Origin of the sequence: Acinetobacter sedimenti (genome assembly GCF_022601685.1) — a bacterium.
GTDB lineage: Bacteria > Pseudomonadota > Gammaproteobacteria > Pseudomonadales > Moraxellaceae > Acinetobacter > Acinetobacter sedimenti.
The window spans coordinates 62559-87281 of record NZ_JAKUML010000005.1 but is presented as its reverse complement, the minus strand read 5'-3'; the positions used below and the strand labels follow the sequence as shown (position 1 = coordinate 87281).

20 protein-coding genes, 1 tRNA gene and 1 riboswitch are annotated in these 24723 nt (G+C 42.3%); of the genes, 10 read left to right on the top strand and 11 right to left on the bottom strand.

The features are described from left to right. Positions 1-48: 48 nt before the first annotated feature. The 4 genes from MKI79_RS04340 to MKI79_RS04325 all read right to left on the bottom strand — a co-directional run bounded on the left by MKI79_RS04340 (position 49) and on the right by MKI79_RS04325 (position 4377). Entirely contained in the window at positions 49-1029 is a 981-nt protein-coding gene (locus MKI79_RS04340; RefSeq protein WP_241570840.1) for a DUF2804 domain-containing protein, read from the bottom strand. A 108-nt stretch (positions 1030-1137) separates the two neighbouring features. Further along, a complete protein-coding gene (locus tag MKI79_RS04335) occupies positions 1138-2280 on the bottom strand; it encodes a GGDEF domain-containing protein (RefSeq protein ID WP_241570839.1) in 1143 nt (380 codons plus the stop codon). A gap of 218 nt (positions 2281-2498) precedes the next feature. Next, a complete protein-coding gene (gene trpB, locus MKI79_RS04330; RefSeq protein WP_241570838.1) occupies positions 2499-3740 on the bottom strand; it encodes a tryptophan synthase subunit beta in 1242 nt (413 codons plus the stop codon). Continuing rightward, positions 3712-4377 (bottom strand): phosphoribosylanthranilate isomerase, encoded by a 666-nt coding sequence (locus MKI79_RS04325; RefSeq protein WP_241570837.1) that lies wholly within the window; start codon positions 4375-4377, stop codon positions 3712-3714. The genes trpB and MKI79_RS04325 overlap by 29 nt, the downstream gene beginning before the upstream one ends. Positions 4378-4558: 181 nt before the next feature. Next, a riboswitch (cobalamin riboswitch) is annotated at positions 4559-4826 on the top strand. A gap of 35 nt (positions 4827-4861) precedes the next feature. On the opposite strand from MKI79_RS04325, the gene MKI79_RS04320 reads away from it, so the two are divergent. The 3 genes from MKI79_RS04320 (at position 4862) to MKI79_RS04310 (ending at position 8248) form a co-directional block, all read left to right on the top strand. Then, a complete protein-coding gene (locus MKI79_RS04320) occupies positions 4862-6715 on the top strand; it encodes a TonB-dependent receptor plug domain-containing protein (protein WP_241570836.1) in 1854 nt (617 codons plus the stop codon). Between the two features lie 142 nt (positions 6716-6857). Further along, the gene (locus MKI79_RS04315) at positions 6858-7445 is read left to right on the top strand and encodes a cob(I)yrinic acid a,c-diamide adenosyltransferase (RefSeq protein WP_241570835.1); all 588 of its coding nucleotides are present in this window, start codon (positions 6858-6860) and stop codon (positions 7443-7445) included. Positions 7446-7522: 77 nt separating this feature from the next. Next, positions 7523-8248, top strand: a complete 726-nt coding sequence (locus MKI79_RS04310; protein WP_241570834.1) for a glycerophosphodiester phosphodiesterase — start codon at positions 7523-7525, stop codon at positions 8246-8248. 18 nt (positions 8249-8266) lie between these two features. Here the strand turns inward: MKI79_RS04310 and MKI79_RS04305 are convergent, their stop codons facing one another. Then, complete coding sequence (locus MKI79_RS04305; RefSeq protein ID WP_241570833.1) at positions 8267-8836, bottom strand: META domain-containing protein; 570 nt, start codon at positions 8834-8836, stop codon at positions 8267-8269. A gap of 210 nt (positions 8837-9046) precedes the next feature. Between MKI79_RS04305 and MKI79_RS04300 the strand changes: the two genes are divergently transcribed. The 6 genes from MKI79_RS04300 (at position 9047) to MKI79_RS04275 (ending at position 15043) form a co-directional block, all read left to right on the top strand. Further along, positions 9047-10225, top strand: a complete 1179-nt coding sequence (locus MKI79_RS04300) for an acyl-CoA desaturase (RefSeq protein WP_241570832.1) — start codon at positions 9047-9049, stop codon at positions 10223-10225. 138 nt (positions 10226-10363) lie between these two features. Continuing rightward, positions 10364-11824 carry a protein adenylyltransferase SelO gene (locus MKI79_RS04295; protein WP_241570831.1) on the top strand — a complete coding sequence of 487 codons (1461 nt, stop codon included), beginning with the start codon at positions 10364-10366 and terminating at the stop codon, positions 11822-11824. A gap of 106 nt (positions 11825-11930) precedes the next feature. Beyond that, positions 11931-13376, top strand: coding sequence for a glycosyltransferase family 2 protein (locus MKI79_RS04290; RefSeq protein WP_241570830.1), 1446 nt, complete (start codon positions 11931-11933; stop codon positions 13374-13376). A 117-nt stretch (positions 13377-13493) separates the two neighbouring features. Beyond that, entirely contained in the window at positions 13494-14024 is a 531-nt protein-coding gene (locus MKI79_RS04285) for a YaeQ family protein (RefSeq protein WP_241570829.1), read from the top strand. Positions 14025-14168: 144 nt separating this feature from the next. Further along, positions 14169-14462: a cold-shock protein gene (locus tag MKI79_RS04280; RefSeq protein WP_241570828.1), complete on the top strand. Its 294-nt coding sequence runs from the start codon at positions 14169-14171 to the stop codon at positions 14460-14462. Positions 14463-14470: 8 nt separating this feature from the next. After that, a complete protein-coding gene (locus MKI79_RS04275) occupies positions 14471-15043 on the top strand; it encodes a nucleotidyltransferase family protein (RefSeq protein ID WP_241570827.1) in 573 nt (190 codons plus the stop codon). Positions 15044-15053: 10 nt separating this feature from the next. On the opposite strand, the gene MKI79_RS04270 is transcribed toward MKI79_RS04275, so the two are convergent. The 3 genes from MKI79_RS04270 to MKI79_RS04260 form a co-directional block, all read right to left on the bottom strand. Then, complete coding sequence (locus tag MKI79_RS04270) at positions 15054-15503, bottom strand: hypothetical protein (protein WP_241570826.1); 450 nt, start codon at positions 15501-15503, stop codon at positions 15054-15056. Further along, a complete protein-coding gene (metH, locus tag MKI79_RS04265; protein ID WP_241570825.1) occupies positions 15496-19206 on the bottom strand; it encodes a methionine synthase in 3711 nt (1236 codons plus the stop codon). The genes MKI79_RS04270 and metH overlap by 8 nt, the downstream gene beginning before the upstream one ends. Before the next feature lie 224 nt (positions 19207-19430). Continuing rightward, positions 19431-19506: transfer RNA gene (locus MKI79_RS04260), tRNA-Thr, on the bottom strand. Positions 19507-19721: 215 nt separating this feature from the next. Here MKI79_RS04260 and MKI79_RS04255 point away from each other — a divergent pair. Then, entirely contained in the window at positions 19722-21554 is a 1833-nt protein-coding gene (locus MKI79_RS04255; protein WP_241570824.1) for a monovalent cation:proton antiporter-2 (CPA2) family protein, read from the top strand. 103 nt (positions 21555-21657) lie between these two features. On the opposite strand, the gene ahr is transcribed toward MKI79_RS04255, so the two are convergent. The 3 genes from ahr to MKI79_RS04240 form a co-directional block, all read right to left on the bottom strand. Further along, positions 21658-22677, bottom strand: coding sequence for an NADPH-dependent aldehyde reductase Ahr (ahr, locus tag MKI79_RS04250; protein WP_241570823.1), 1020 nt, complete (start codon positions 22675-22677; stop codon positions 21658-21660). A gap of 216 nt (positions 22678-22893) precedes the next feature. Next, positions 22894-23973, bottom strand: a complete 1080-nt coding sequence (gene leuB, locus MKI79_RS04245) for a 3-isopropylmalate dehydrogenase (protein ID WP_241570822.1) — start codon at positions 23971-23973, stop codon at positions 22894-22896. Between the two features lie 93 nt (positions 23974-24066). Continuing rightward, positions 24067-24633, bottom strand: a complete 567-nt coding sequence (locus tag MKI79_RS04240; RefSeq protein WP_241570821.1) for a hypothetical protein — start codon at positions 24631-24633, stop codon at positions 24067-24069. Positions 24634-24723: the final 90 nt, after the last annotated feature.

Genomic DNA, 24723 nt, shown 5'->3' with positions numbered 1-24723 from the left:
CATCAAGCGCTTTTTTTCTCAAAAACATATGCTAGGCCTTTTTTTAAATCACCACTTGGCATAGTGCTGCTCTAGCACACCATGCACATGATGAAAGGTCACCGACTGATCGGCTGTTTTAAGTCGTCCATCGATGCTGGCAATCCACTGGCTAAATTGACTCGCTGCAATGAAAAGATTGGTATTTTCATAACGTCGCCATGCTGTCGTGACACGCAGATCAATTGCACCATCTAAGCTAAAGATTTTCCAAAGATTGTCGCCTTGCTGTTGAAAAATCACATCATTTAAGGGATAAATTTTGCCATCTATCCATAGGCAGTTTTCATTACCACAGCTTTCATTCACACCACTGGCAAGGTTGATGCCAATTTTTTGACCATTAATCAACGCCTGACTCGAGAGCCAAAACCATTCCGTTTCAGGACGTAAGAACCCGCAACTGTCATCAAGGCTCGCCAAACTTTTATCATCAAAATAAATCTGCGAACCCTCTGGATCATAGAAGTGGCCAGATACCTTGAGCGCCATAGATTTATGAGTAAATGTCCATCCTCGAACCCCTGTCGGACTACACATATACAACGGTTCTGTAGGCACTCGCTGGATGGTTGCTTGGCACAATGTTGCGCCTTTTCGAGTGACTTGAATCTGACGTTGATCGCCTCGTTCTTTCAGCTCAATCTGTAGATCGTGATGCTTAAAAAAGCTCGCATTTTGCATGCGATCGAGGGTTTGCAATTGGGTTTTCCGTGCTAAGGGTTGTAAGCCATGTAGGTCGATAAAACGATCATTCTTTCGATCATAGCAATAATAGAATCCATGCCCTGCCCACGCCAAATCGACAATCGCTAAGCCGATGGTGTAATGCTGATGCTGAATCCCGACAAAACTAAACTTTTTAAAGCGTAACTTGCGACGCCATGCTTGGCTTAAAAAAGGATTTTCATAATCTTGAATATTAAATGACGTTGGCGCTTGCTCAAAACGTCCGAAATGTGGCTGTCCATTGTCTTGGATTAATTTCATTAAACTTTTTCCCTATTTAATGATTGGTGCTGCTGTAGCGATAGTTAATTTGCAATATCAAAATTGATTTCTAATCTACATCACTCGAAATGATGCCTTTTTATCGAGCTAACGATAAGCCCGCACTTGATTCTTCCCATTTTGCTTTGCTTCGTATAAAGCCTTATCTGCTTCAGTAAAAAGCGTTTCATAATCAAAACATCTACTCACTGTACTACTGATGCCAAAACTCGCCTTTGTAGATATTAATTCACTTTTAGATATCTCGATAGAGCTTGATTCCAGTATTTGTCGGCAATTTTCTGCAACATGTATTGCATCGTGCATATTTGTCGAAGGCAATAAAATGGTAAATTCCTCTCCTCCAAATCGAGCAACAATATCACTACTGCGAAAGCTCTTTTTTAATATATCTGCTACCGATTTAATCACTAAGTCCCCACATTGATGACCATATTGATCATTGATCTTCTTAAAGTCATCAATATCGACAATGATCAATGAAATTTCCTGATAGCGGATTTGAGCTTGACGCACTTGTAATTCAACCAATGAATTAAAACCACGTCTGTTTAATAGCTGTGTCAACTCATCTGTCACACTCAGCTTATCTTTATATTGTTCTTTTTCTTTCCAATTTCTTAATGAAATATCAAACAGATATATCGTTAATGCAGCATAGATAATCGTATAGGCCATAGATGCGATCACATACACGCCTGTGCTATTCGGGGGTAGTAAAATATTAGGTTTCAATGCCAAAGCATACGGCATATAGCCTGTGACAATTAAGGTGGCACTCAAAATGTAAATCATGGTGCAAATTGCCACTGCACCATAGACCATTTTTCGAGGAAATAGAATCAAACTTAGCAATGTCGTGCCAAGAAAAATCACACCATTTGCAATATTTAAAATACCTATTGAAATAGGTATCACCATCAAGGCGATTGAATAGTAAATACCAACGACATATGCATAATAATATTGTTGCTTTGGACTATTTTTGAGTTTTAGCCCAAAAAGAAAAAATACCCCATTGATCAATATCAGTGTAGGGAAATACCAAATCCATCGTAATAAGAATTCGGTATTCACCAAAGGGTGACCAATTAACTTGAATTGCGTAATATAAACCGCCAATTCAATAAGTGTGGCGTATAGCAAGACGACCTGAGTTTTCTTTAAATAATCCCATTCTAATAAATTAATAAATGTTCCTTTTATCGGTGCTAACAACTTATCTCGCATGCACAGCCACTCAAGACATATTATTTAATTCCCAAGAATACAGTATGTAGACATGCAAATCAAAAAGCCGAATAAATATAAACACTTTACTGTATTTTTAAAATATTAACTTCACAAGAACACACCCCATAAATTTCAACCCAATACAAATAAAAAAGGGGTGCTCTCTTTCGAGAACACCCCCTGATAGATTTAAATTCTTTTAACGCACTAGTATTTTAAAGATCAACCATTGGAATACCATCAATCTTGGCAACTGTCATTAAATCTTTATCACCACGACCTGACACCGTGGCAATGATGATTTGATCTTTGGACATGGTAGGCGCAAGCTTCGTCACGTATGCCATGGCATGCGCACTTTCCAGCGCAGGGATAATGCCTTCGATCTTGGTCAGATCACGGAAGCCTTGCAATGCTTCGGTATCATTGATGGGCACATAATTCACACGTTGCATATCTTTTAAGAAGCTATGTTCAGGACCAACCCCTGGATAATCCAAACCTGCCGAAATCGAATGGGTTTCGATAATCTGACCTTGTGCATCCGACATGAGATAAGTACGGTTGCCATGTAACACGCCAACATGACCTGCATTGAGTGGTGCAGAATGTTTACCAGTTTCCACGCCATGACCCGCCGCTTCGACACCATAGATCGACACATCGGTATCATTTAAGAATGGATAAAATAATCCCATTGCATTTGAGCCACCACCGACACAAGCAACCAACGCATCAGGCAAACGACCTGCTTGCGCTAAGATTTGCTGTTTTGCTTCACGCCCAATGATCGCTTGGAAATCACGCACTAACTGTGGATATGGGTGTGGTCCTGCGACTGTACCGATCACATAATAAGTCGAATCAACATTGGTGACCCAATCACGCATCGCTTCATTCATGGCATCTTTCAGGGTTTTTGAGCCACTTTCCACAGGCACGACTTCAGCACCAAGCAAACGCATGCGATAGACATTCATTGCTTGGCGTTTAACATCTTCTGACCCCATGAACACCACACATTCCAACCCAAGACGTGCGGCAATCGTTGCCGTTGCTACGCCATGTTGTCCTGCACCCGTTTCAGCGATGATGCGTTTTTTCCCAGACAATTTCGCCAATAAGGCTTGTCCAATGGTATTGTTGACCTTGTGTGAACCCGTGTGGTTTAAGTCTTCACGCTTTAGATAAATCTGCGCACCGCCCAATTCTTTCGACCAACGCTCGGCATAGTACAGCGGACTTGGACGACCAACATAATGCGCCAAATCACGATCAAATTCCGCACGGAACTGTTCATCATCTTTCATGCGCAAATACAATTGTTCCAAATCTTGTAATGCCGCCATCAGCGTTTCAGATACAAATCGACCACCATGAATACCAAAATGCCCTTTTTGATCTGGAAACTGAGTAAAATCGATCTGGCTATTTTGCTTCACATTGTGTTGATCCACGTTGGACTCCTTGCATAAATTGAAAAATGCGTTGTTGATCTTTGATGCCTTTGGCTGATTCTACACCACCGCTGACATCTACGGCATACGGACGAGTCATTTTTATTGCATCTGTAACATTCTCAGGGGTCAAGCCACCTGCCAAAATCACAGGAATATCGAGCTTAGGAAATTTTGTCCAGTCAAATGGCTGTCCAGTGCCGCCTTTGAGCTCAGGATGCCAAGCGTCAAGCAACACTGCACCGGCACCGACCTGATGATATTTTTCAATCTCAGCCACCACATCAAGATCCGCTTTGACTTGAATGGCTTTGTACCAACGTCGTCCAACGCTATTGGCAATGCGCTGACATTCCGCAGGCGATTCATCTCCATGAAATTGAATCAGATCTAACGGAACACTTTGTAGCACGGTTTGTACATCTTCAGTCGTAGCATTCACAAATAAACCCACGATCTGCACATAAGCAGGCACATGCGGTGCGAGATTTTGTGCTTGGCTCGCAGTCACTGCCCGAGGGCTTGGTGGATAAAACACAAAACCCACGGCATCTGCACCAGCATCGACTACACTTTGCACATCTTCTATACGTGTCAATCCGCAAATCTTGGCGCGTACACGTTGCATCATACTCATGGCTAACCTGTGATTTCTTAGAATGGAAAACTAACTTAAAAACTGCCACTTAAAACAGTAACCTAAAAAAGCGTGAGTTTAAAAATTAGCGTCCTATTGTAATGCAAAATCTCAATAGATTTTTTCAGAATCTAAAAACTCTTGGTAATTTTGTTGAGAAAAACCACCTGAACTTTTATAATGTTGCCAATTTGTAACAAGTTGCGATGTTTCTTTTTCAGAATTTAAAAGAGATTCGTCTTAGGGAAATTGGTGAAAGCCCAATACTGCCCCCGCAACGGTAACGATGAAACTGTTATTTTTTCAGTCGATCTCACCACAATGAGCGACTGACACCACTGCAAAGCCCAACTGGCATATTGTGGGAAGGTGTATAGCAATCAAGATGATGAACCATAACCATTTTGATATATCGAAGTCCGGATACCTACTTGCTACCATCTTTAACCCATCATTCACGTGGGGTGAATGTCTGGAGCTTGATATGTTTAAAAACTTCCCTGTTGCGCCATTGGTTGGTGCGATCGCTATTGCCTGTGCAAGTACCACGACATTGGCTGAACAAAGCAATTCACAAGACATTGTAAAACTCGATCCGATCGTCGTTACCGCAACACGTTCTGCGCAAAGCCTAAATACCGTTGCAGCACGTGTTCACGTGATTGACGAAAATACTTTAGCACAGTCACCAATCGCCTCTTTGCCTGATCTATTACAAGCTGAAGCAGCCATAAATATGGTGCAACTTGGTGGTTATGGTCAACAAGCGTCTATTTTTACTCGTGGCGCAGAGTCTGACCAGACTCTAGTGTTGCGTGATGGTGTACGTCTGAATAGCACTTCAGCAGGCATCGCCTCTTTGGGCTTTATTGATACCACTGACATCAAACAAATTGAAATTTTAAAAGGCCCTGCATCGGTTTTATATGGTACAGATGCGATCGGTGGTGTGGTGCAACTCGTCAGTAAGACCCCTGAAAAAAGTGGTGGATTTTTAACTGGTGAATACGGTGAAAATAATACCTATAAAGCCATAATCGGTGCAGATTTGGCTGAAAATGGTTTTTATGCACAAGTCCGTGGACAACGCCTTGAAACCGATGGTACTGCTGTAAAAGAAATTGATAATGCGCCAACAGCCGCTTTTGATCAACGTGGTTTTAGTGCAAAGTTTGGCGTAGAGCGTGAGCAATATGCATCTTCGATCGACTATAGCGACAACCAAGGCAATAGCCAATATGACAGCATGGGTAACATGACTGCACAAGACTTTGACAATGAAATGATCAACCTCAAAGGTCGTGTCAATCTTGGACAAGTTGAAGTAAACGCACGCCTTTCTCAGTTTGAAGACAATATCGAACAGAAAGACCCAAACTGGGCAGGAAGCTATGATTTTGTCCATAGTACCAGCCAAGAAGCAGAGCTTTATGGAAAATGGGATTTTACCACGACACAAAACCTTCTTATTGGTGCAACACACCGCAACAGTGAAGCAGATGTCATCAGCTATGGTTCACCAATTGATGAAAGCGTAGATACCACAGGCTACTATTTACAACATCAGTTCAGCGGTCAAAAGCTCAATACACAAGTCGGTGTACGTGTAGAAGACAATGAAAAATACGGCGAGCATACCGTTGCGCAAGGTGCTATTCGCTATCACTTTACACCTGCAACCAGCATTTATAGCAATATTGGCAGTGCTTTTCGTGCACCAAGTATTAATGATTTATATGCTTATGGTGGCAATCCTGAATTGGAGCCTGAAGAAAGCCTATCTTATGAAATTGGTTTAGATCACAAAATCGCTCAATCTGTACAAACAGGTATTTCGCTGTACCGTACAGAAGTTGATAACTTGATTGACTCGGTTTGTATTGCAGATTGTAGTGGATTTGGAGTCTATCAAAACCAAAATATTAATCAAGCCACGATGGAAGGTGGCGAGGTCTACGCAAAATGGCAAGGGAAAAACTTATTTGCCAATATTGCCTATCATTATGTCCGTACTACGGATGACAATACTGGTGAAGACTTGAGTCGCCGTCCTCGCCAAAGTGCAAGCTTAACCGCAGGTTGGGCTGATGAAATGTATGGTATTTCGAGCACATTGACAGCAAATGATGAGTCGGATAACTCTGCATTTGATGCCGTGCGCATACCTGGACGTCTTCGCATCGACCTACATGCTTATGCCAATGTGAATGATCATTTAAAACTGTTCACTAATGTACAAAATGTCGGTGATAGTAAATATCGTACAGCCTATGGCAGTGGTAGTTATTACATCAATGGCGGTCGATTGGCCTCAATTGGTGCAACACTACGCTATTAAACAGCCATTACAAATTTAGGCAGAGAATAACCATAACAGCCTAAACTCAAAGCCATTTACATGGATAATGACACTCCAGCATTATCCATTTTTTTATACCAACATTGACAACAACTGAAAGTCGAAATCATTGAGGAAAATCATGGGACACAGACTCAGTAAAATCTACACCCGAACAGGCGACACAGGCACCACAGGACTTGGGGATGGCTCACGCACAGCCAAAGATGATCTACGCATTCACACTTTAGGCGACATTGACGAATTAAATGCAGTCGTCGGCGTACTTCGTGCACAGATTCAAAGTAGCGCATTCGATGATGCAGACACTTTTCAAGATTGGGATAAAAAACTGAGCCTGATTCAACACTGGTTATTTGATCTTGGTGGTGAAGTCTGTATTCCCAACTATCAACTGTTACAGCAAAAATGTATTGATTTTTTGGAAAATGACATTGATCAGATGAATGAAAACTTGCCAATGCTCAAAGACTTTATCCTACCGAGTGGTACGCTTGCATGTAGTTATGCACATCAAGCTCGTGCAGTGTGTCGCCGTGCCGAGCGCCAGTTGATTAGCCTTGCACAGCGTGATCAGAATATTCAAGCCACTGCATTACAATTACTCAATCGTTTATCCGATTGGTTTTTTGTTACATCACGCACTTTACAGCACCAGTCAGGTGGTGCAGAAGTGCTGTGGCAAAAAAATATCAATGATCAAATCTAGTCTTTTACACTGTGATTTGATCATGCAAATGCTATGATCAACTGCATATTGTCGTCGATTAAAAAACTTGAGGTGCTATGCAAATCATTGGACATCGTGGCGCACGTGGTGAAGCCCCTGAAAATACTTTGGGTGGTTTTCAGTATTTACATAATCTCGGTATTCGAGCGGTAGAGTTTGATGTACGACTCTCCAAGCAGCAGGAATTGGTGATTATTCATGACGATCACTTTCTCAGAACGACTGGTGTCGATTTAAGTCTTGTCCACGCCTCTGATGATGACATTCAGCAATTAAATCTTGCACATACAATGCCTGACTGGCATCAGCCTGAAGCCTTACCACGATTAGCGCAAGTGATGCAGATTTGCCATGACTTTGATCATATCGAAATTGAAGTCAAGGCCGTCGATACCCAAGATGACGCCGATGAATTGGTTGAATTTTTAGAAACTGCTTTGGAGTATGATGCACATCACGTCACCATTACTAGCTTTGATGTCAAAATCATGACTGCACTGCAACAGCGCCAATTAAAAAACCAGTCAAAATTTCATCGTGGCTTCTTAGTCGAATTTCCGTTCGGTACACATGCGATTGAAACGGCAGTGAATTTTGGCTGCGATCGTATTGGTTGGAAAGATATCCTTGCCACCCAAGCGTTGATTGATTTAAGCCATCAAGCAGGACTGAAAACCAGTGTATGGACGGTCAATGATGTTGAGCGTGCCAAAGCTTTGAGAGATTTTGGCATTCATGGGCTGATTACAGATTTTCCAAAGTTGATGCTCGAACAACTCTAATTTATTCAAGGGCAATCTTTAGCGTTGCTCAGCTTGTATTACGATTTGACGATTTGCATCATAAAAACGAATCCCCTGTGCGGTGATTTCGAATTTTTCTACACGTTTCAATGCGTCCATCAAATCTGCTTCTTGTGCTAAAGCATTATTACATGTTTGATGTCCTGCGCTCGCATCCATCGTAATGGTTCGGTTTGCAACATTGATTTGATATTGCCCAAACAGCGCATTACAGCCTGTGCTACCAATCAATCTCAGACTATTAGATTGCAATAGAATGTTTGGCATTTGGTTGAAATAGAGTGCTTTTTTATATTTTACTTGAGTGATCGTCCACGGAATATCTTGCACACCATCTTTACTTTTGATGATCGGTACAGTGCGTTTCGAGATTTCTAAACGAGTCAGCCCTGTATTTGTTGTTTTAGTGGCTTGTGATTTGCTTTTTGATTGTTGCGGTGCGGATTGACACGCTGTGAGCAAAAATGCCGTCATCAACAAAGTCATTATCGAGAAAACTAGTGCATGTTTGATCGAAGACTTTACATCTTGTTGAGCGGATGCTTGTACTGTCGATAATTTCTGCATTTTTCCTCCAAAAGCGCACGATTAAACAAAAAAATCAATGAATTCAGCATATACCGAAATTATGTAGATTTCATGTAGAGTTTTGACACAAATTCATCATTTTTTATTAGTGTACAACTGTATGCTAATGCTATGATAGTCGCACCAAAAGCTCGACTCGACGTCGAAAGCTTTTACAGATTTTTTGGTGGAAATGGAGAAACCAAATAGATGTCATCTGAAACCATCACGCCTAAAGGCAAAGCGCCGATTAACTGGCCGGGCACCATTGTCTTACTCGGTACACCTTTAGCCGCATTGATCTTGATCCCTCTCTATACCTATTCGCACGACTTTTCAGTTGCTGCATGGGTCAGTTTTGTGTTGCTTTTAGCGATGAGTAGTCTAGGCATTACTGCGGGCTATCACCGTCTTTGGGCGCATCGCACTTATGAAGCTTCATTGCCTGTGCGTATTGCATTGATGATCGCAGGGACTTTTGCGATTCAGAACAGCATCTTGTATTGGTCATCTGGACACCGTGTCCATCATCGTCATGTCGATGATATCGAACGTGATCCGTACTCTGCGAAAAAAGGCTTTTGGTATTCGCACATTGGTTGGATGCTTCGTGACTATCCTAGTGGCGAAACGGATTATAAAAATGTCCCTGACCTGCTCGATGACAAGTTAGTCATGTTTCAGCACAACTACTATATTCCGCTGGTTCTTTTGACCAATCTTGGTATTCCTGCATTGGTCGGTTGGGCTGTAGGCGATCTATGGGGTGTGATGTTGCTTGGCGGTTTATTGCGTTTGATCGCAAGCCATCATGTGACTTTCTTTATCAACTCGCTATGCCATATGTGGGGCAAACGTCCATATACTGATGAAAATACAGCACGTGATAACTTTTGGTTGGCGATTTTCACATGGGGCGAAGGCTATCATAACTACCACCACATCTTCCAATACGACTATCGTAATGGCGTGAAATGGTGGCAATATGATCCAACAAAGTGGCTGATTTGGTCGTTATCTACCGTTGGTCTGACCAAAAACCTGCGTCGTATTCCAAGCTTTAATATCAAGCGTGCTGAGCTTGCCATGAAGTTTAAATATGCAGAGAAAAATTTGGCAATCTTTGGTCATAACGTCAATGAAGACATTGCGCAAATGAAGCTGAAAATTGCTGATGAATACGAAACGTTTACGCACACACTCAATGAATGGGCAAAGCTCAGAGAGCAAGAGTTACAAGCGAAAAAAGTTGCTGTTGCAGAGCGTATTCATCAGATGGATATCAAGCTAAAACAAGAATTCCACGCTGTTGAGCAAAACTTGATTGAACAAAGTCAACGTGTAGAGCTCATGCTTCGTTCATTACGTAAAGAAGCAAAACGTATCTAATAAGCTCACCACCAATTCACTTAAAAGCTTTCTTCGGAAAGCTTTTTTTATTTCCTGACGAGTCGTATTAAAGCTTTCCCACAATACTTACTTTTTTAAAATTGCTATAGTAGTCGTCTTGCTTCAAGGAACTTATCCATGCAATTTGACAATCGCTACGCCACGCTCAGCCCAAAACTATTTCATAAACAGGCTGTAGAAAGTCTACCAAAACCAAAGGCAGGACATTTTAACCATGCTTTGGCTGAGCAGTTGCAATGGACAGAAGCAGAGCAAGCCGATTGGGTCAATATCATCAATGGCACCAATTTACCCAATGAAGCCGATCCCTTAGCAATGGTCTATGCAGGTCATCAGTTTGGACAATGGGCAGGTCAACTGGGTGATGGACGTGGATTACTAATCGGGCAAGCCTTAGATCAAAATCAAAAATTAACTGATTTACATCTCAAAGGTATTGGGCTTACGCCCTACTCTCGCATGGGTGATGGTCGAGCTGTACTACGCTCAGTAATTCGAGAATACCTTGCAGGACATGCGCTACATCATCTGCATGTGCCATCAAGCAATGCGCTTGGTTTTATTTATTCCCATGAATTACAAATCCGTCGTGAGCAATTTGAGCCGTCGGCGATTTTACTACGTACTTCGGATAGTCATATTCGTCTTGGTCATTTTGAGTGGATTAATCAATATCAACCTGATCTATTGCAAGAATTTGCTCAACACTGCTTGGAAAATTATTATCCTGATTGTTTAAACGCTGAATCACCTATACTCGCTATGGCAAAACAAGTGATTGATCGTACCGCTTACATGATCGCAGGTTGGCAGTTGGTCGGCTTTGCGCATGGCGTGATGAACACGGATAATTTGAATATCACAGGCTCGACTTTAGATTTTGGACCGTATGGTTTCATGGAACGATTCCGCCCGAACTGGATTAACAATCATTCGGACAATCAAGGACGCTATACCTATCAAAATCAACCAAGTATTGCCCATTGGAATCTTTGGGTATGGCTGAATAATTTGATTCCCTTAGCCAATACAGAACTAGCAAATGCACAAGATAAAGAACAATTCAAAGCGGATTTAGCCACTTGCCTTGAAGATTTTGAACCTGCATTTCTGAATTATTACCGATCAGGTTTGGCAAAGAAAATGGGCTTGCCACAAGATGATGACCGCTGTTTTGATTGTGGTATGGCATTTTTACGGATTTTACAAGCTGAGCAGTTGGACTATACCAGCAGTTTCCGTCGCCTGACCGATCACGCTTATACTGCCCTTCGAGATGATTGTATTGATACCCGTGCCTTTGATGACTGTCTGAGCATATATCAAGCGATTCGTAAAGATGCCGATCAAAATAGTTTGCAATTGAATATGCAACAACACAATCCAATCTATATTTTGCGCAATCATATGGCGCAACGTGCAATCGAACTGGCGGAAAAAGATGACTTATCCGAAGTTGAGCGTTTATTTACTTTACTGAGCAACCCTTTTGAAAAACAAGCTGAGATTGAACGAGCCGAAGACCTTGCGCCATTGCCAAGTGATCAACCTGAAGTAATGGTGAGTTGTTCATCGTAGATTAATGCGTTTTCAAACGGTGGTTCACCAATATTAACGCTTTTCATCACAAGCCATGTGTATAATCGCTACCACGTCAGCACCGCATTTTATTTCTAGGCTTTGAATGGCTTTCCATCACTCTAGCTTAAATCTACTCTCAACATTCATCATGCTCCTTTGCTTGATGCTCTTTGTATTGAGTGCAGGTGCATGGTGGTTTCTTGATGGGATTTGGGCGTGGTCGGCAGGCTTGTTTTATTTGGCTTATGATGTGTGGCTGATTTTCTTTGTTCTATTTCAAACTCGACATCTCGCCACACAACGTCATATTTTCCCATTCGCTAAAATTACAACTCAAAATTCAATTCAAACCCTAGCTCACAGCACAATCATAAATAACCCAACCATTAGTGTGCTGATTCCTGCACGAAATGAAAGTTTAATTTTACCCAAATGTATTGAAGCGCTTTTTGCACAGCAAGATGTGAAAGCGAAAATCTATATCATTGATGACGGCTCAACCGATCATTCAGCACAATTGCTTGAACAAAAGTACGGACTTGCAACATCGCAAGGCTTAATCCAGTCGACACTACGACAAAACTTATTTGTACTTCGACAAGCTTCTCAAGGCAAGGCGAAAGCACTAAATAGTGCGTTATCCTATATTGACAGCGATCTCATGGTAACACTGGATGCAGATACCGTGATTGCACCAAATGCACTGCAAGCGTTCATAACTGATTTTCAAAACAGTCCGAATCTAGTGGCTTCTGGCGGTGTGCTTAAACCAGTTTGTCGCCCAAATCGTTTTTCAAGATTAGTGAATTGCTTTTTTGAATTTTTTCAGCAGTTTGAATACATCTTTTCTTTCCTCTCTCGTGCCGCATGTTACAAAGCCAATGCCCTACTTTTGGTTTCAGGTGCGTTTGCGATTTACCGTACTGAGGTGTTGAAACAAGTTGGTGGCTTTGATCCTGATAGCATGGTAGAAGATTATGAGTTGAATCACCGTATCTATCGCTATGCCTTAGAGCACGACTTGGACTGGACAGTCGGCATCACAGGACAAGCCTATGGTGTGACTGATGCACCGAATGGTTTTAAAGCTTTTTTCCATCAACGTAAGCGTTGGTTTGGTGGTTTTTTGCAGACACAGTTTGCCTATCTCGATATGATGGCAAATCATAAATATGGTGCGGTCGGTCGCTTGATGCTACCGATGAAGATGTTTGATGCGATTCAGCCTTTTTTAGGATTGAGCGCATTTATTATTCTTGGCATCTTAATTTTTCAAGCGGATTTTACTCAGCCAAATCCTGTGCTTTACGCAATACTTTTGATCATTCTTGGCAAGATGACTTTGGACTTGGTTTATCATTGTTGGGGCATGTGGCTTTATCATCGTTGGACTGAAATTTCTTTGTCATGGAAGGATTTCCCTGCGATTCTGTGTGCAACCATTTTTGCGCCGTTTACCTTTCAAATCGTCAAACTCATGGGCGCAGCTTTGGGTTGGTGGGTATTCCTTACTAATCAAAAAAATTGGCGTGCACAGCGAGAGCTTTAAAGCAAATTATAATAAAACCCATTTAAAACAAATCACTTGAAATTATTCTGCATCCGCTATCGTAATTCGTTATCCTATACGCACATTTTAGGATCACCTATTTTAGGGAAGATTGCCATGGCATTAAAAGCAACCATTTATAAAGCAGATTTAAACATTGCCGATATGGATACCCATACATATAGCGACTTTCAGCTGACTTTGGCATTGCACCCATCTGAAACCATTGAGCGTTTGATGGTGCGGATTTTGGCATATGCACGTTTTGCCGATGAGGCACTAGAGTTTACCAAAGATTTGTTTGAAACCAATGAGCCTGCGCTGTGGCAAAAAGACCTGACAGGTCAGCTGCAAAAATGGATTGAAGTCGGTAGTCCGGATGAAGATAAAGTCAAAAAAGCCAGTGCACGCTGTGATCAAGTCGCGGTGATTACTTATGGCAGTGCCGTCGCAGAATGGTATAAACGCAGTGCCAAACTAAAAACTTTGAAAAATGTCGAAGTGTGGCAACTCTCTGAAAATACCACAGCAGAGATTCAAAAACTCTGCGAGCGCACCATGCAACTACAACTTAACATCATGGATGGTGAATGGACGCTGATGGGCGGTGATAATCAAGTGGTAGTCGAGTGGAAACAGTTGCAGTAATCTGCTGACTAACTGCGCATAATTAACCGCTGATTTTGAAGTTACACGCTTTGCTTTATAATGTTTATTTGCGTCGCCTTTCGGTTTTTCAGACCACATAAACTCGTCGTTAAACTTTAATCACCCACCATCAAGGAAATCGCTATGAAATCTGAATTTCATCAAGGTCGCATCAAACAATACAATGCCGATCGTGGCTTTGGCTTTATTGATGCGCTGGAGCAGGATATTTTCTTTCATATTTCTGATTTTCCTTTGGTAGATGGCGAACCGAAGCGCAATGAACGGGTGAAATTTATCGTGATCGAGAATGAAGATAAGTTGCGCGCGATCCGTATCGAAAGAGTCAAAGACCAATCGGCAAAAGCGAAAAAAACTAGAGTCGTTAAAAATAATACATCGATTACTTCGGCGTTGTTGTCGAATTTTAAGAAGTAGAGAATGGAATGAGCAAGAGTACCTTAGAAAAAGTTGAATTAATGATTGAAACCATTAATAAAATTCATGCTGACTTTTCTCAAGATTACTTTGATACTGGGCGTATTGAAAAGGTCAATTTGTCCAAAACCATTGGTCGTGTTCCTTATCCACACATCACCAAATACCGTTTAAATCTACACGAAAGTATCAACGACTATTTGATCAAAAATAAAACAGGATTTTTATTACAGTATTATTATCGGGTCAAAACGCTGGAAAGCATTGATGACAAAATTGCTCGGTTTTCAGAAAATACAGACCAATATCCTGTAAATAATTGGCTCAACGATATTTTTGGTGCAAGAATCATCGTCAATACTGCCGAAGTCGATGCCATCAGCGAGCAGTTAGATGAATGGCAAGAAAAGTACGGCTTAAAAAATTGGTATTACCGTGATAAAGACGGCTATCGAGGACTACATATTTACTTTAAAAACAAATCGAATTTTTACTTCCCATGGGAGTTGCAAGTGTGGGATGAAAAAGATGAACTCAGTAATATTGAAACTCATGAAAAATATAAACGGACGTTTGTTTAAAAAATCTTAATTATTTTGTTAAAATATTAAGTAAATCTACACCTTTTCTCATATCTAAAGGAGAAATACGATGTTTGTCTTCAAACTCAGTGCGATAGCTTTGAACTTTCCACATCCATGCCTCAGATATGGAGTAGTCAGGATAATATGAAATCCAGATTAAATAATCCCATTCATAATTTTTAGCTTGTGGGACTTTAGTTATTTTACTCCCTTTTTTACCACTTGGGCGTGTACCTTTAACCTGATATTTCAGACCTTGATAGATAAAATCATGCCCACGTTGAACACTTGTAGAGTTCTGCATGATTTGACTATAAGTCGCATCATCAATACCTAATAATTTTGCAGCATCATATTCAGATATTACTGATGTAATAGAGGGAACATTGCCAAAGACTTGTTCCCACTCTAATGCTATTTGAATTAGACGCTGGCGAAGGGTCTGCATCTTACCCAACCGAATCATCCAAATTCGGACCTAACCACCGTTTCGCCTCATCCAAAGTCCAGCCTTTACGCTGTGCATAATCCTCAAGCTGATCTTGCGAGATTTTACCGACATTGAAGTATTCACTCTGCGCATGTGAGTAATAGAATCCACTCACGCTTGATGGTGGAATCATTGCGAAATGTTCGGTCAGTTGCGTACCGATCTGATTCGTCGAATCTAACCAGTCGAACAACACCGCTTTTTCCGAATGTTCAGGGCAAGCAGGATAGCCCGGTGCAGGGCGAATCCCAACGTACTTTTCTTTGATCAAGGCTTCATTATCAAGGTTTTCATCCGCTTGATAGCCCCAATAGTCTTTACGAATCAATTCATGCAAATGCTCAGCAAAAGCCTCGGCAAAACGATCACCCAAAGACTGCGCTAGAATCGCCGAATAATCATCACCTTTGGCTTTGTATTCATTCGCCATCTCTTCCACACCGAAGACCGACACCGTAAAGCCACCCAAGTGATCTGTTTGATTGTCAGATGTGCTGATAAAATCTGCCAAAGACAAGTTCGGTTTACCGGTCACTTTATCCGACTGCTGACGCAGATGTTCAAAGCGGTGCGTGACATTACCCGCTTCATCATAGACCGACACGGTGTCTTTACCAGTACGTTTGGCTGGATGAATGCCAAATACTGCACGAGCATCAAAACGATTATTCTCGATAATGTCTTTGAGCATGGTTTGCGCTTGATTGTACAAGTCAGTTGCAGCTTCGCCAACCACTTCATCTTGTAGAATTTTTGGAAATTTCCCTGCTAAACTCCATGAAATAAAGAACGGTGTCCAATCGAAATACGGTACCAATTTTTCTAATGGATAGTTAGTAATAGTCTGTTGCCCGATGAAGTTTGGCTTCGGCGGTACATAGGCATCCCATTCAATTTTCAAACCATTTTCCACAGATTCTGCATAAGACAGTTTGGCGGCTTTCGGTTGTTTATTGGCGAGACGCTCACGGATTTTTGCATATTCTTGGCGTTGTTCCTCGATATATGCCCCTCGCATTTCTTTGGACAACAATGTGGTTGCTACACCGACCGCGCGAGAAGCATCAGCGACGTAGATCACCGCATCATTTTGATATTGTGGTTCGATCTTGACTGCGGTATGTGCTTTAGACGTGGTTGCACCACCGATCAATAATGGCAAATGAAAGTTTTTACGTTGCATTTCTTTGGCAACGAAAACCATTTCATCCAAACTTGGCGTGATCAAACCTGACAAGCCGATGATGTCACATTTCTCATCAATCGCAGTTTGTAGAATTTTTTCCGCAGGCACCATCACACCGAGGTCAACGATGTCATAGCCATTACAGCCCAAGACCACGCCAACGATATTTTTACCAATATCGTGTACATCGCCTTTGACCGTCGCCATCAGCACTTTACCTTTGGACTGCCCTTCTTCTTTTTCTGCTTCGATGTAGGGATTCAGCCATGCCACCGCTTGTTTCATCACACGTGCCGATTTCACCACTTGCGGGAGGAACATTTTGCCCGAGCCGAACAGGTCGCCAACCACATTCATACCGTCCATCAATGGTCCTTCGATCACATCGAGAGGACGTTTAGATTTGAGGCGTGCTTCTTCGGTATCTTCATCAATAAAGCTGGTAATACCTTTAACTAGTGCATATTCAAGACGTTTTTCCACGGGTTGATTGCGCCATTCAAGGTTTTCTGCTTCTTTGGTCGCACCGCCTTGTCCACGATATTTTTCCGCCACTTCAAGTAGTTTTTCAGTTGCTTGCTGACCCGACTCGCCTTGATTTTGGTTGAGGATCACATCTTCAACCGCATCTTTAAGCTCTGGGGAAATTTCGTCATAGATCGCCATCTGCCCAGCGTTGACGATGCCCATGGTCATGCCTTGCTTAATCGCATAGTACAAGAATACCGAGTGAATCGCCTCACGCACAGGCTCATTACCACGGAATGAGAACGATACATTCGACACACCGCCAGAGATCATTGCATTCGGTAGGTTCTGCTTAATCCAACCTGTGGCTTCGATAAAATCCACGGCATAATTATTATGCTCTTCAATCCCTGTTGCGACTGCAAACACGTTCGGGTCAAAGATAATATCTTCCGATGGGAAGCCCACATCATTGACCAAAACGTCATAAGAACGCTGACAAATTTCTTTCTTGCGCTGTGCCGTATCTGCCTGACCATCTTCATCGAATGCCATGACAATAATCGCTGCACCGTACTGACGGCATAGACGGGCTTTTTCCACAAACTCATCATAGCCTTCTTTTAAGGAAATCGAGTTCACCACAGCTTTACCTTGTACGCACTTCAAGCCTGCTTCGATAATCTCCCATTTCGAGGAGTCAATCATGATCGGTACACGTGATATTTCAGGTTCTGACGCAACCAAATTGAGAAAATGCACCATGGCATTTTCTGAATCGAGCATGCCTTCATCCATGTTGATGTCGATGATCTGCGCACCTGCTTCGACTTGTTGCTGTGCAACTTCCAGTGCTTCAGCGAAGTTTTCTTCACGGATTAAACGTAAAAATTTCTTTGAGCCTGTGACGTTGGTTCGCTCCCCAACATTGACGAATAATGAATCATCATAAATATTAAACGGCTCTAAACCGCTCAAGCGACACGCAGGCTTGATGTCAGGAATTTGGCGAGGTGCAATGCCTTTGACCGCATTGGCAATCGCACGGATATGATCAGGTGTCGTTCCACAGCAACCGCCTGTGATATTGATCAAGCCACTTTCAGCAAATTCTTTCAGGAATGCTGCGGTCTGCTCAGGCGTTTCATCATATTCACCAAAAGCATTCGGCAAGCCTGCATTCGGGTGCGCAGAGACAAAAGTATCCGCCACATCAGCAATGGTTTTGACGTGTGGACGCATCGCATCGGCACCGAGCGCACAGTTAAAGCCAATTGACAATAAATCGCCATGACGAACAGAGTTCCAAAAGGCTTCCGCCGTTTGACCTGTCAAAGTCCGTCCAGATGCGTCAGTGATCGTGCCCGAAATCATCATTGGTAACTCACGACCAATTTGTTTAAAGACTTCTTTGACTGCAAAAATCGCTGCTTTACAGTTCAAGGTATCGAACACGGTTTCGATCAGGATAATATCCGCACCACCTTCAATTAAGGCTTGCGTTGCTTCGATATAATTTTCTTTTAATTCATCAAAGGTGATATTCCGAAACGCAGGATCATTGACATTCGGCGAAATCGAGCAAGTACGAGAAGTCGGTCCAAGCACTCCTGCGACAAAGCGAGGCTTATCAGGTGTGGAGTATTTTTCACAGGCAGCTTTCGCAAGACGAGCGGCTTCACGGTTAATCTCAGGCACGAGATCTTCCATGTGATAATCCGACATCGACACACGTGTACCGTTAAAGCTGTTGGTTTCGATAATGTCCGCACCTGCATCGAGGTACGCTTCATGTATGCCTTGAATAATCTGCGGTTGCGTCAGGACTAATAAGTCATTATTACCCTTGAGATCGGATGCCCAGTCTGCAAAACGCTCACCACGATAGTCTTCTTCTTCGAGCTTATGACGCTGAATCATAGTACCCATCGCACCATCAATAATCAGAATACGCTTGGCAAGAAGTTCTTTTAAAATTGCAGTTTGAGGTGAAGCCTGTAGTGCAGGATTGGACATGCAAATCGCTCGCTAAAATTAACTGTAACAAACCGTTAAGTTTAACAGAAAATCACCCGCTTGCGCAGACTTGCAACTGACGGAACAGTCCTAAACACATCGTGAAATAGGCGTGAATAATGATTTAAAAATTGGATAGCAATTTGAAAAAACAAATTTTTAGAAACAGTTTTTGGGAAATCGCTTTTAAAAAAGCTTTTTGAAAATAAAAGGAAATAAAGAAATGGTGCCGGCACACGGATTCGAACTGTGGACCTACTGATTACAAGTCAGTTGCTCTACCAACTGAGCTATGCCGGCATGGTGAATATGTACTTATGCTCTAAATAAAGCATCGTCATATATTCATTATTGTGCCGTGCATTTTATCTATTTTGTGATTTCGGTCAAGTCGATTTTTTAGAAATTCATCCACCTTGTGATTAGTTTGACAATTTTTAGATTTCAATTGTGCAATTCGTCGAGTTCAGATTACACTTGATCCAATGCAAAATCTTGAAATGGAATAATCCCATATGAGTGCAGAAGCACATGCTTTTAGCCTAGTTTCCCCTGTTGTCCTGCTTGCTGCCGCTGTGATTGCTGTACCAATTTTTAAGAAAATTGGTCTAGGTTCTGTGCTTGGTTATCTTATTGCAGGTTTGATTATCGGCCCATTTGGTTTTGCCTTTTTCTCTGATCCCAATGCGATTATCCATGTCGCCGAGCTTGGCGTGGTGATGTATTTATTTATCATTGGCTTGGAGATGCGACCAACGCATCTATGGAGTTTGCGCCGTGAGATCTTTGGCTTAGGCACATTACAGATTTGCTTGGCGGCTTTGGCACTGACAGGTGTAGGCTTGGCATTTGGTTTCTCTTGGCAAGTTGCCTTTGTCGGTGGTGCAGGCTTTGTGCTGACATCAACAGCAATCGTGATGCAACTACTTGGTGATCGGGGCGATATCAGCCAACCTCGTGGTCAAAAGATTATTGCCATTTTACTGTTTGAAGATTTATTGATTGTCCCTTTACTCGCTATTGTTGCTTTCTTGTCCCCTATACAAGTCGTGGAAAGCACTGCCGATCGCCTACAAGGTATAGGTATTGCGATTGCAGCAATTGTTGGCTTGATTGTCGCAGGCTATTGGCTACTCAATCCATTATTCCGTTTACTTGCAGCTGCGAAAGCACGTGAAGTCATGACTGCGGCAGCTTTACTTGTGGTACTTGGTGCAGCATTGCTCATGCAAGTCAGTGGCTTGTCGATGGCAATGGGTGCTTTCTTAGCAGGCGTATTATTATCAGAATCCACTTTTCGTCATCAGATCGAAGCAGATATTGAACCATTCCGTGGCATCTTGCTTGGTCTGTTCTTCTTAGGTGTTGGTATGTCGCTCGACTTGTCCGTTGTTGCGAACAACTGGCAACTGATCATCGGTGGTGTGATTGCGTTGATGGTGGTCAAATCATTAGTGATCTACATCGTCGCAAGACTGACCAAAGCCAATCATTATGATGCGCTTGATCGCGCTCTAGTCATGGCTCAAGGTGGTGAGTTTGCCTTTGTACTGTTTGCCGCTGCAGCAGGTGCAAAAGTGATTGATGCAACTGTGCAATCGAATATGACTGCCATTGTCGTGATCTCAATGGTCTTGACCCCTATTATTGGTATTCTGTTTAAACGCTTTACCATCAGCAAAGATGAACAATCCCTCGAAGGTGTCCGTATTGCTGAAGGCTTGTCAGGGAGTGTGTTACTGATTGGCTTTGGGCGATTTGGTCAAGTCACCAGTCAACTTCTATTGGCACGTGGTGTTGATGTGACGATTATCGACTCAAACATCAACATGATCCAAAGTGCCGAGCGTTTTGGTTTTAAAATCTATTATGGTGACGGCGCACGATTGGATATTTTACATGCTTCAGGAGCTGAAACAGCCGAAGCAATTGTAGTCTGTGTCGATGACAAAGACACCACCAATAAAATTGTCGATCTGGTACAAGATGAATTTCCATTGGCGAAATTGATGGTGCGCTCTTATGACCGTGAACATTCTCTGCATCTGGTCAAACAAAATGTCGATTTCATCATGCGAGAAACGTTTGAATCTGCGATGAGCTTTGGCGAAGCAGTTTTAAAACAGCTAGGCTTAGATGAGCATGACGTTGCAGAAATCAGCGAAAATATCCGTGAGCGTGATCAAGAGCGTTTTGAAACTGAAATTGCAGCGGATGATGTCAACGCAGGTGTAGGTATGCAATATACACAAAGCAAACCACGACCAACTGCGCCATTGGTCAAACCAAAACAAGATTCAAAATTGCTCAATGAGTCTGAATTAGCCCCTTCGAAACAAAACAATTAAGTCATCAAAAAATGGTAATCACCCATACAAAAAGCCAAGCAACTTTCTGCTTGGCTTTTTGCTTTAATCAACTCAAATTCATTTCAATTAACATTTATAAAAATTAAAAATCATTTTTCAGTACCACACGATAGCGAGCCTTACCATCTCGTACATGCTGAATCGCTGCATTAATATCTGACATGGCAAACTCCTCCACGATTGGCGAAATATCTTTACGTGCTGCAAATTCCATCATGGTACGAAGCTGTACTGGCGAGCCTGTCGGTGAACCTGCTACACCCTTTTCCCCTGAGATCAAAGCAAAAGCCTGAATATCTAAAGGCTTGAGCACCGCACCGACCACATGCAATTTACCTTGTGGTTTCAGCAAGCCAAGATATGCATTCCAATCCAGTGGCACATTCACAGTAGAAACGATCAAATCTAAACTACCAATAGCTTTTTTAAAAGCTTTTGGATCAGTGGAATCGAGAATATGATGCGCTCCCATCTCTTTAATCGCATCATATTTATCAGGATTTGAACTGAAGGCAGTCACTTCACAACCCCATGCGTTAAAAAAGCTCAATGCCATATGACCTAGACCACCTACGCCAACCACACCGATTTTATGTGACGCATTAATACCATGCTGTAGCAAAGGTTGAAATACGGTAATACCACCACAGAGCAAAGGCCCAGCTTTCGCCAAATCTACACCATCTGGCATTGGAATTACCCATTGCCACTGCGCACGGACTTTGTCGGCAAATCCACCCATATGCCCTGCAATCGTCGGTTGCGCTTTGGCACAAACATTGGCATGTCCGCCGATACATGGATTACAATGTTGACAAGATTCTGCTGTCCAACCAACACCAACCATTTGCCCAATACTTAAGCCTTTACAATCTTCACCCAGTGCAACGATTTCGCCGATAATTTCATGCCCTGCAACCACTGGATATTGACTAAAGCCCCATTCATTATCAATCACCGACAGGTCAGAATGGCAGATACCGCAGTAATGCACTTTGACTTCCACTTCATCATTTTTCAGTGCGCCTGCATCGTAGTCATAACGCTCAAGTGTTGCACCGATTTGCTGTGCCGCATAGGCACGAATGGTATTGTTACTCATCAATGATGCTCCGATTGATTTTGATTAAATTCTATTTTTTAGCAAATTTTTAAAATATGCTTTTTACATAAGATTTATATTAACAATGCTGTGCTTAGAAATTGGCATAAAATTGTTGTGATCGTGAAAATGATTTGAACTGTCATACTGCTAATCTCCAATAAAAAAGCCACCTGATGGTGACTTTCTTTAAGCGCTCAAATCAGTGATATGCGATTACGCCAGTGTTGCGACAACAGCTTCGCCCATTTCTTTGGTACCAATTTTTTTCATACCATCTGACATGATATCTGCTGTACGTAAGCCTTGATCCAATACTGTACCTACAGCATCTTCGATCGCTTTTGCCGCAGCTTCTTCACGGAAAGTATAGCGTAGCATCATTGCCACAGACAGAATCGTTGCCAATGGATTTGCCACGTTCTGACCTGCAATATCAGGTGCAGAACCGTGACACGGCTCATACATACCCTTACCATTTTCATCGAGTGAAGCTGACGGCAACATACCGATTGAACCTGTCAACATCGCCGCTTCATCAGACAAAATGTCACCGAACAAGTTACCTGTAACCATCACATCAAACTGCTTCGGGGCACGTACCAATTGCATTGCCGCATTATCAACATACATATGCGAGAGCTGAATATTTGGATAGTCTGCTTGTTGCATATCCGTCAAAGTTTGCTTCCACAGCTCTGTAACTTCAAGTACATTGGCTTTATCGACTGAGCAGACTTTTCCGCCACGCAGTCCAGCCATTTCAAAGGCAACTTTAGCGATACGTTTAATTTCTGACTCTGCGTAAACATCAGTGTTATAGCCTTGCTTTTCGCCATTTTCGAGTTCACGAATACCCCGTGGTTGACCGAAATAAATACCACCAGTCAACTCACGCACGATGAGAATATCTAAGCCTGCAACGATTTCAGGTTTTAGACTTGAAGCATCAGCAAGCTGTGGATACAAAATCGCAGGACGTAAATTCGCAAATAAATTCAATTCACTGCGAATTTTAAGTAAGCCACGTTCAGGGCGAATCGAACGCTCAATACTATCCCACTTGGGACCACCGACAGCGCCAAGTAGAATCGCATCGGCTTTTTTTGCTTGCTCACTGGTCACCGCAGGATACGGCTCGCCATGTGCATCAATCGCAGAGCCACCGAGCAAACCATGCTCCCAAGTGAATCCCAAATTGAATTTTTGATTGATCGCAGTTAAAACTTGTTCTGCTGACGCAACGATCTCTGGACCGATGCCATCACCAGCCAGAATTAAAATATGTTTAGACATGTTTTCGTCCACAACGATTGAGTTTAAAAAATAATTTCTAAATTGCTTTTGGAAACTAAATGTTTTTGAAAATTACAGGATAAAATTCCAAGATTAAATACCTTGCTCTACAAACTCACCAAGCCCAGTAAGCACGTCATAACTACGGCAAAAACGACGAATCGCAATCTCATCTTGTTGCAAATCCACACAAAGCTTACCCGGTGCGGCAACAGACAGGAGTGACTGTCCAACCTCATCACGTTGACGGTACATCTGTAGCTGATAACGATGATTGGCTTGGAAATTGTGAATCAAGTGAAAGCGTTCCGCACGTTCTACCGATACAGGATAGAATCGTACAGCAATCTCATGATCGCCCTCAGTGATCGACAAAGCATACTCATGAGTTGGTGAAAAGACTGAACCTTCGATTCGCACCAAACCCTGCTCAATCGCAGTTGCAGTTGGGCGTTTCGTTTCTTCATCAATCACAGCAACATCATCAATCCGCTCGAAGTCGCAACCGAGCTTGGCACCACATGAAAGTTTCGTGACGCCCTTACTTTCAACAACACTTTGTAGGATTTTATATCCATCTACGACTTGAGCGGAATTTTGGCAAGCAGCTAAGCACACTACCATCATTCCGAGCGCACCAATCCGAGTCGCACTTGTCATAGAAACCTTACTCATCTTTCGTTAGGACAAACTAATAATATTTGTCACATATTAACAAGTTGTGACGGAGATAGCTACGCTGTTTCAAGT

Coding starts and splice junctions, on each gene's coding strand:
- MKI79_RS04280 (WP_241570828.1), top strand. CDS start 14,169: ATGAAATCTGAATTTCATCAAGGTCGCATCAAACAATACAATGCCGAT.
- MKI79_RS04340 (WP_241570840.1), bottom strand. CDS start 1,029: ATGAAATTAATCCAAGACAATGGACAGCCACATTTCGGACGTTTTGAG.
- MKI79_RS04240 (WP_241570821.1), bottom strand. CDS start 24,633: ATGACAAGTGCGACTCGGATTGGTGCGCTCGGAATGATGGTAGTGTGC.
- MKI79_RS04305 (WP_241570833.1), bottom strand. CDS start 8,836: ATGCAGAAATTATCGACAGTACAAGCATCCGCTCAACAAGATGTAAAG.
- MKI79_RS04275 (WP_241570827.1), top strand. CDS start 14,471: ATGAGCAAGAGTACCTTAGAAAAAGTTGAATTAATGATTGAAACCATT.
- leuB (WP_241570822.1), bottom strand. CDS start 23,973: ATGTCTAAACATATTTTAATTCTGGCTGGTGATGGCATCGGTCCAGAG.
- MKI79_RS04335 (WP_241570839.1), bottom strand. CDS start 2,280: ATGCGAGATAAGTTGTTAGCACCGATAAAAGGAACATTTATTAATTTA.
- MKI79_RS04285 (WP_241570829.1), top strand. CDS start 13,494: ATGGCATTAAAAGCAACCATTTATAAAGCAGATTTAAACATTGCCGAT.
- MKI79_RS04320 (WP_241570836.1), top strand. CDS start 4,862: ATGTTTAAAAACTTCCCTGTTGCGCCATTGGTTGGTGCGATCGCTATT.
- MKI79_RS04290 (WP_241570830.1), top strand. CDS start 11,931: ATGGCTTTCCATCACTCTAGCTTAAATCTACTCTCAACATTCATCATG.
- ahr (WP_241570823.1), bottom strand. CDS start 22,677: ATGAGTAACAATACCATTCGTGCCTATGCGGCACAGCAAATCGGTGCA.
- MKI79_RS04255 (WP_241570824.1), top strand. CDS start 19,722: ATGAGTGCAGAAGCACATGCTTTTAGCCTAGTTTCCCCTGTTGTCCTG.
- metH (WP_241570825.1), bottom strand. CDS start 19,206: ATGTCCAATCCTGCACTACAGGCTTCACCTCAAACTGCAATTTTAAAA.
- MKI79_RS04325 (WP_241570837.1), bottom strand. CDS start 4,377: ATGAGTATGATGCAACGTGTACGCGCCAAGATTTGCGGATTGACACGT.
- MKI79_RS04310 (WP_241570834.1), top strand. CDS start 7,523: ATGCAAATCATTGGACATCGTGGCGCACGTGGTGAAGCCCCTGAAAAT.
- MKI79_RS04300 (WP_241570832.1), top strand. CDS start 9,047: ATGTCATCTGAAACCATCACGCCTAAAGGCAAAGCGCCGATTAACTGG.
- MKI79_RS04295 (WP_241570831.1), top strand. CDS start 10,364: ATGCAATTTGACAATCGCTACGCCACGCTCAGCCCAAAACTATTTCAT.
- MKI79_RS04315 (WP_241570835.1), top strand. CDS start 6,858: ATGGGACACAGACTCAGTAAAATCTACACCCGAACAGGCGACACAGGC.